Source organism: Rhizorhapis sp. SPR117, assembly GCF_021742065.1.
Window position 1 is genome coordinate 20,500 of the sequence record NZ_JAKKIE010000049.1, and the last position, 7,259, is coordinate 27,758.

Sequence of the window (7,259 nt, forward strand, 5' to 3'; positions counted from 1 at the left end):
CTAGCCCGTTCGACACCAAGCCTTAAAATCGATACATGTTCGGGAGGAAGGCCGTATATGCCCCAAACGCCAGATACCCCACTGCTTGACCGGGTCACGACGCCCGGAGATCTGCGCAAGTTGCAGCCGCACCAGTTGCGTCAGCTTGCCGACGAGCTGCGACAGGAAGTGATTTCTGCCGTCGGGGTCACAGGCGGGCATCTGGGTTCGGGGCTTGGGGTCGTCGAACTTACCACCGCCATTCATTATGTTTTCGACACGCCTGAAGATCGCCTCATCTGGGATGTTGGGCATCAATGCTATCCGCACAAGATTCTGACCGGCCGGCGCGATCGCATCCGTACCTTGCGTCAGGGTGGCGGGCTTTCCGGTTTTACCAAGCGTTCTGAAAGCGAATATGATCCCTTCGGCGCGGCGCATAGTTCCACGTCCATCAGTGCGGCCCTTGGCTTTGCCATTGCCAACAAGATGTCGGACAGGCCAGGCAAGGCCATTGCCGTGATCGGAGACGGCGCGATGTCAGCGGGCATGGCGTACGAGGCGATGAACAATGCAGAAGCGGCAGGCAATCGTCTGATCGTCATTCTGAATGACAATGACATGTCGATTGCCCCGCCTGTGGGCGGCTTGTCCGCATATCTGGCGCGCATTGTGTCGAGCCGGGAATTTCTGTCAGTACGCGACATACTGCGGCGACTGGCGCGCAAGCTACCCAAATCGCTGCACATCGCGGCGCGCAAGACTGATGAGTTTGCCCGTGGCATGGCAACCGGCGGCACCTTGTTTGAAGAACTGGGTTTTTATTATGTCGGTCCCGTCGATGGGCACAACCTGGATCACCTGATCCCGGTGCTTGAAAATGTCCGCGACGCGGCAGAAGGCCCCTGCCTGATCCATGTCGTCACGCAAAAGGGCAAGGGCTATGCTCCCGCCGAGGAAGCCGACGATAAATATCATGGCGTACAGAAGTTCGACATAGTGAGCGGCGAACAGGCCAAATCCCCTCCCGGTCCGCCCAGCTATACCAGTGTTTTTGCCAAAGCGCTGATCGCCGAAGCGGAGCGTGATGAAAAAATCTGTGCGATCACGGCGGCCATGCCATCGGGCACCGGTCTTGACGAATTTCAGGCTGCTTTTCCCGACCGCACATTTGACGTCGGCATTGCTGAACAGCACGCCGTCACCTTCGCCGCTGGTTTGGCGGCGCAGGGGATACGGCCGTTTTGCGCGATTTATTCCACCTTTCTACAGCGTGCCTATGATCAGGTGGTGCACGATGTGGCGATTCAAAACCTGCCCGTTCGCTTTGCCATCGACCGGGCAGGGCTGGTCGGGGCGGATGGCAGCACGCATGCGGGCAGTTTCGATGTTACATATCTGGCGACATTGCCAAATATGGTGGTGATGGCGGCAAGCGACGAGGCAGAACTGGTGCACATGGTCCACACCTGCGCACTCCATGATGCCGGGCCGATTGCCGTCCGCTATCCGCGCGGATCAGGCACTGGTATTGCCTTGCCCGCTGTTCCGCAGGCTCTGCCCATCGGCAAGGGACGCATCGTGCGCGAAGGCAAGAAGGTTGCGATCCTCTCGCTTGGCACGCGGTTGGAAGAGGCTTTGAAAGCGGCTGACATACTGGATGCCAAGGGGCTGTCCGCCACCGTCGCCGACTTGCGTTTTGCCAAGCCATTGGATGAAGCATTGATCCGCAAGCTGCTCACCACACACGAAGTTGCGGTGACGGTGGAGGAAGGCAGCATCGGGGGCCTTGGCGCCCATGTGCTGACCATGGCGAGTGATATCGGCTTGATCGACGCGGGCTTGAAACTGCGTACATTGCGCCTGCCCGATATATTTCAGGAACATGACAAGCCGGAAAAGCAATATGCAGATGCTGGCCTGGATGCAGACGGTATTGTGGCAACGGTGCTGAAAGCATTGCGGTATAACGACAGCGGACTGGTTGAGGGCGCACGCGCCTGACGCCAGCCCGCTATATGTCGGGTCTTACCTTCTTATCATCCGGTCGTCGTTTCCCCTGCCGTTGGGCAGTCGCCAAGCCGCGTGGCCGTTACGTCTGCGGATGCACGGACGGTCGGCTTTCCCTCGGCCATCCTGGTGCTTTGTTCAGCCAGCATCCAGGTGCCATCCCGGCTGGACCCGTCGAGTAGAATGTCGATGGTGCCGGGTGCCGATTTGCACGTAAGCGTGGCGGACAGGCGACCGGCGGTCGGCGTCAGGTTGTTATAGGTGCATTCCGTCCCCTGATTGGACGCCAGGAAGGTCGCGTCCGGTCGGTCGGCGGTTTCGTCGGTTATGCACGCCTTTGTCGTTACCGTTTCACCCAGCTTCGCGTCATATTCCTCTTTGGTCAGGCCGTCATAGTTATAGCCGGTAAGTTTGTGCGTTATTTCCCACTCGCCCGGTTGCATCAGAGGCGGCTTTGCTTCGGCGGCGGCATTGGCGGCAGCGTCTTCATCGCTACCTCCGCTACATGCGGATAGTCCCAGCATGGTTGATGCGATCAAAAGATATTTACGCATGACATTCTCCCCTGTTGTACTTCTGCTTCAATATCAGTCGGAACCGAACAGACCGAGCGCGGCAACCTCCTGTTCCGTGATTTCAAGATCGAAGATATTGTCCAGAACGGCGCGATAGTCGCGGCCATCCATAATCTCGCGTTCCTGCGTAACACCCGAACGCGTGATGGAAAGTTGCCGCTCTATCAGTCCTGCACGACCGTCCGGCAAAGCGTGACTGACGGTGCGCAGGGTGGTAAAGCGCGTTCCGGGACGGGTCGACGTCCAATGATTGCCGACTTCCAGATCGCACGGCTCGACTGGCGCCAGCGTAAAACTATATTGATCCTGCCAGCCCTTGCCATCCTCTCGTTGCAAGAGCCAACCGCGTTCATCCTCGATCAGGCGATAAAGGACGTTCCCGGGCGCTTCTGCAATCTCTCCTGTTTCCAAAGGCATGGGTGGGGTGAAGTCGCCGCCAAAGCCTGCATCGGCGATCCATTGTCGGTCGTCCAAAGTCACCAGATTGAGCGTGTGAGTTAGCGGTGGCATGCCATCGGCCATCAACCACACCCGGGCCAGCAGCGGTCGCGCTTCAAAGCCGATTGCGATGAGTCCCCGCAGAAACAACTGATTCTGTTCGAAGCAATAGCCGCCGCGCCGCCGTGCCACCAGCTTTTCGAATACGGCATCGGGATCGAGACTGATCCCTCGGCCCAACGAAATATCCAGATTTTCGAATGCTATGGCGAGCCGATGTGCGCGCTGCACCGCCATCAGCCCTTCAATCGTCGCGGGAGGCGCGTGGGTTAGGCCGATACGGCGCAAATAGGCGGTCAGGTCAATCAGTTTTTCAAATCCGCCGGACATTCGCTGGCAACCCATTTGCCCGACGTCCTGGCTTTCATATGCATCCCCCCGCCGTTGCTCATGCCGGATGATTGCATGTCCATCGCCATGTCGTAGCTGTCGGTCGCGTAACGGCCCTTCATCTTTGACTGCATCCGGCCCTTGCCATCGGGCTGTTCGCAGACGACTTCGGCGGTGATTGTGCCACCCCCCATTTCCATATGTTTATAGGTGCAATTGGACTTTTTCTGGCCAGTGAGGAAATCCGCGTTGGGCCGCGCCGCTTCCTCGGGCGTTACGCAATAGCGCAGCGCGGTTCGATTCATGCCCGATTTCATCTGATCCATCATTCCGGGCGGCATACCAGCGGGCATGCCGTCCATTTCAAGCGTATCGACCTGAAAGCTGCTTTCCCACAGGCCCGGTTTGATGTGGATGGATGAGGATGTCGGGCTACCAGATCCAGTGTCCCGAGTCGTTGTATCCTGTTCGGCTTTTTCGGCCTTTTCGCAGCCGGAGATCAAGGTTATCGCCAGCGCGGCAGTTAACAGCATCACGCTTTTCATGGCATTTCCCCCTTCATTTGCACGCGCTGTTGCGCCACGTAACCCAGCTACCATATCAACTGCGCATGACGATTCAAATCAGAACCAGTCTGGCCGAACCCGAAACCGGTGGAAGCTTTGTACCGCACCGTCCCGAACGCCCGGAAAAGAGCGAAGGCGGACGGCCATTCAAGCTGGTGTCCGACTATGAACCTAGCGGAGATCAGCCGACCGCAATCGCCGAACTGGTTGAAGCGGCAAGTGCGGGCGAGCGCGATCAGGTGCTGTTGGGTGTCACCGGATCGGGCAAAACCTTCACTATGGCCAAAGTTATTGAAGCTATGCAGCGGCCGGCTCTGATCCTCGCGCCCAACAAGATATTGGCGGCGCAGCTTTATGGCGAATTCAAAAGTTTTTTCCCGGAGAATGCCGTCGAATATTTCGTCAGCTATTATGATTATTATCAGCCCGAAGCCTATGTGCCGCGGTCGGACACCTACATCGAGAAGGAAAGCAGCGTAAACGAAGCGATCGACCGGATGCGGCACAGCGCCACCCGGTCATTGCTGGAGCGCGACGATGTGCTGATCGTCGCATCGGTGTCCTGCATTTATGGCATCGGGTCGGTCGAAACCTATTCGGCCATGACCTTTGCCATGCAAAAAGGCGAAATCTCCGACCAGCGGGAAATCATCCGCAAGCTGGTCGCGTTGCAGTACAAGCGTAACGATGTCGCCTTCGCGCGCGGCAATTTCCGGGTGAAGGGGGACAATCTTGAGATATTTCCCTCGCATTATGAGGATACTGCCTGGCGCATCAGCTTTTTTGGCGACGAAATTGAGGAGATCACCGAGTTCGATCCGCTGACGGGGCGGAAAGTGGCGAACCTGGATTATGTGAAGGTCTTTCCCAATAGCCACCATGTAACGCCCGGTCCGACATTGAAGCAGGCGATGGAAGCCATCCGTTTTGAACTGGCCGAACGGCTCAAGGAACTCCATGCGGAGGGCAGGCTATTGGAGGCGCAAAGACTGGAACAGCGCACGCATTTTGACCTGGAGATGATTGCAGCCACAGGAAGCTGTGCTGGAATCGAAAATTATTCACGTTTCCTGACAGGTCGCCTGCCGGGCGAACCGCCACCCACATTATTCGAATATCTTCCCGAAAATGCCTTGCTGTTCGTCGATGAAAGCCACCAGACCGTGCCGCAGATCGGCGCGATGGCGCGTGGCGACCACCGGCGCAAGGTCACGCTGGCCGAATATGGCTTTCGCCTGCCCAGTTGTATCGACAATCGGCCCCTGCGCTTCAATGAATGGGACGCGATGCGACCGCAGACGGTCAGCGTATCGGCAACGCCGGGTAAATGGGAAATGGAACAGACCGGCGGCGTGTTCAGCGAACAGGTAATCCGTCCCACCGGACTGATCGACCCACCTGTTGAGATCAAGCCGGTGGAGGATCAGGTCGACGATCTGATCAACGAAGCAAAACTGACCGCCGCTCTGGGCTATCGCACCCTTGTCACCACGCTCACCAAGCGCATGGCGGAGGATTTGACCGAATTCATGCACGAAGCCGGGTTGAGGGTCCGCTATATGCATAGCGATGTTGAAACATTGGAACGCATCGAGCTGATCCGCGATCTGAGGCTCGGTGTTTATGACGTGCTGGTTGGCATCAACCTGCTGCGAGAGGGATTGGACATTCCGGAATGTGGGCTGGTTGCCATATTGGATGCAGACAAGGAAGGATTTCTGCGGTCCGAAACCTCCCTGATTCAAACAATCGGACGCGCGGCGCGCAATGTTGACGGACGGGTGATCCTGTATGCCGACCGCATCACCGGCAGCATGGAACGCGCCCTTAACGAAACTGGCCGTCGCCGGGAAAAGCAGGAAGCGTATAATCTGAAACACGGTATCACGCCGACGACGATCAAACGCCATATCGGCGATATCATGACTCATGTGGCGAACAAGGATAGCGTCCTGATCGACACGGGCGATCCGGACCGTCCGCACATGGTCGGCCACAATCTGCGCGCCTATATTGAGGATCTGGAAAAGCAGATGCGTGCCGCGGCCGCCGATCTGGAGTTCGAGGAAGCCGGTCGATTGCGCGACGAAATTCGCAAGCTGGAAGCGGAGGAATTGGGGTTGCCGGTGGATGATCGGGTGGCTGGGCCAAAGGGACGGGCGACGGAGGGCAAGCCGGGGACGCGGAAGATGCGCTATGGGAGGGTGCAGCGGAAGATGGGGCGGTAGGATTAGCAGTTGAGCCGCCCCGTTTCGTCAGCCATAAGCACAACCATGCGTTTTTTTATCCGTTCGCTGCCTGTCCTGGCCCTGTCGTTGGTTCTTGCTGCCTGCGCCGTGCCGCAAACCGCGCCTGCTCCATCGCCCGCGCCTGCTCCTGCGCCTGCGCCTGCTCCGGCACCGCAGCCCACTCCCCTTGCCCCCGCGCCGCTCAGTAGCGATTGGCGCGCATGGCCCGTCAGTCCGGGCGACTGGGTGTATCGTCAGGATGGGCGCGGATCGATTGCGCTATTTGGCGTTCAGGGCAGCGGCGCCGCGTTGACCATCCGGTGCGACAAGGTGCGTGATCGCATCTATGTCTCGCGGGCGGGAAGTGTCGGCGCGAATGGTGGGCAGATGCGCTTGCGCACCAGTTTTGGTGATGGCGTCTGGGCCGTGCGTGATACAGGCGGTGCACCATCCTATGCCGCCGCAGATGTCGATCCGGCCGATCCATGGTTGGACCGGATGGTATTCAGCCGTGGCCGCTTCGTTGTCGAGGTTACGGGTCTGCCCTATCTCGCCATCCCTGCATGGCCGGAATTCACCCGCGTTGTCGAGGATTGCCGCGGCTGAATGGCAGTCGCTTCCTATGAACGACCGCACAAATTTCTGAACTATGAGAAGAAAAAACGACGCAGCGTGGAAGCGGCGCGAGCGCGTAATTATCGCGTCAAAAAAGATTATTTCAAGCCTTGATCCGCGAATCGGAATAATTCACACATGTGCTTGTCATCAGAGCAAAATGGTGGCGCCGTTATCAACAACGCGAAAGGAGGTGATCCGATGTCTCATGGTTCAGCAAAGGGGTCGGTCAAGTCCAATCGGGGAACACGCTGCTAAGCACGGAATTCCGTCGCTTTTAGCGCGGTAATATGTTCTCCGGGGCGGCACTTCCGGCCGCTGACCATGTTGAAGGGCCGTCGATGCGATTGCACCGGCGGCCCTTCTCATGTCTAGGGTCAGGACCCTAGTCACCTGAATCCGAAGTTCGCTTCATTGTTTTCTGGCAGAAGCGTTTGACGGCGGCGAGGATCTCGTCG

Annotated in this window: 6 protein-coding genes; 3 read left to right on the forward strand and 3 right to left on the reverse strand. The window is 58.0% G+C overall.

Annotation, left to right across the window (positions count from 1 at the left end; translation table 11 throughout):
- Nucleotides 1-57 precede the first annotated feature (57 nt).
- Entirely contained in the window at nt 58-1,983 is a 1,926-nt protein-coding gene (dxs, locus tag L3X40_RS16445; protein WP_237366563.1) for a 1-deoxy-D-xylulose-5-phosphate synthase, read from the forward strand.
- Nucleotides 1,984-2,018: 35 nt separating this feature from the next.
- Here the strand turns inward: dxs and L3X40_RS16450 are convergent, their stop codons facing one another.
- The 3 genes from L3X40_RS16450 to L3X40_RS16460 are packed head-to-tail and all read right to left on the reverse strand — an operon-like array spanning nt 2,019 to nt 3,937.
- The gene (locus L3X40_RS16450) at nt 2,019-2,543 is read right to left on the reverse strand and encodes a DUF3617 domain-containing protein (protein ID WP_237366564.1); all 525 of its coding nucleotides are present in this window, start codon (nt 2,541-2,543) and stop codon (nt 2,019-2,021) included.
- 33 nt (nt 2,544-2,576) lie between these two features.
- Nucleotides 2,577-3,392, reverse strand: coding sequence for an arylamine N-acetyltransferase family protein (locus L3X40_RS16455; RefSeq protein ID WP_237366565.1), 816 nt, complete (start codon nt 3,390-3,392; stop codon nt 2,577-2,579).
- The gene (locus L3X40_RS16460; protein WP_237366566.1) at nt 3,368-3,937 is read right to left on the reverse strand and encodes a DUF3617 domain-containing protein; all 570 of its coding nucleotides are present in this window, start codon (nt 3,935-3,937) and stop codon (nt 3,368-3,370) included. Before L3X40_RS16460 ends, L3X40_RS16455 begins: the two co-directional genes overlap by 25 nt.
- A 65-nt stretch (nt 3,938-4,002) precedes the next feature.
- Between L3X40_RS16460 and uvrB the strand changes: the two genes are divergently transcribed.
- Both uvrB and L3X40_RS16470 read left to right on the forward strand, forming a co-directional pair.
- Nucleotides 4,003-6,186 (forward strand): excinuclease ABC subunit UvrB, encoded by a 2,184-nt coding sequence (gene uvrB, locus L3X40_RS16465; protein WP_237366567.1) that lies wholly within the window; start codon nt 4,003-4,005, stop codon nt 6,184-6,186.
- Nucleotides 6,187-6,231: 45 nt separating this feature from the next.
- Entirely contained in the window at nt 6,232-6,792 is a 561-nt protein-coding gene (locus L3X40_RS16470; protein ID WP_237366568.1) for a hypothetical protein, read from the forward strand.
- The last annotated feature ends 467 nt before the right edge of the window (nt 6,793-7,259 follow it).

Bases quoted from the DNA above. Each gene is read 5' to 3' on its own strand.
- uvrB (WP_237366567.1), top strand. From the start codon at position 4,003: ATGACGATTCAAATCAGAACCAGTCTGGCCGAACCCGAAACCGGTGGA.
- L3X40_RS16455 (WP_237366565.1), bottom strand. From the start codon at position 3,392: ATGTCCGGCGGATTTGAAAAACTGATTGACCTGACCGCCTATTTGCGC.
- dxs (WP_237366563.1), top strand. From the start codon at position 58: ATGCCCCAAACGCCAGATACCCCACTGCTTGACCGGGTCACGACGCCC.
- L3X40_RS16450 (WP_237366564.1), bottom strand. From the start codon at position 2,543: ATGCGTAAATATCTTTTGATCGCATCAACCATGCTGGGACTATCCGCA.
- L3X40_RS16460 (WP_237366566.1), bottom strand. From the start codon at position 3,937: ATGAAAAGCGTGATGCTGTTAACTGCCGCGCTGGCGATAACCTTGATC.
- L3X40_RS16470 (WP_237366568.1), top strand. From the start codon at position 6,232: ATGCGTTTTTTTATCCGTTCGCTGCCTGTCCTGGCCCTGTCGTTGGTT.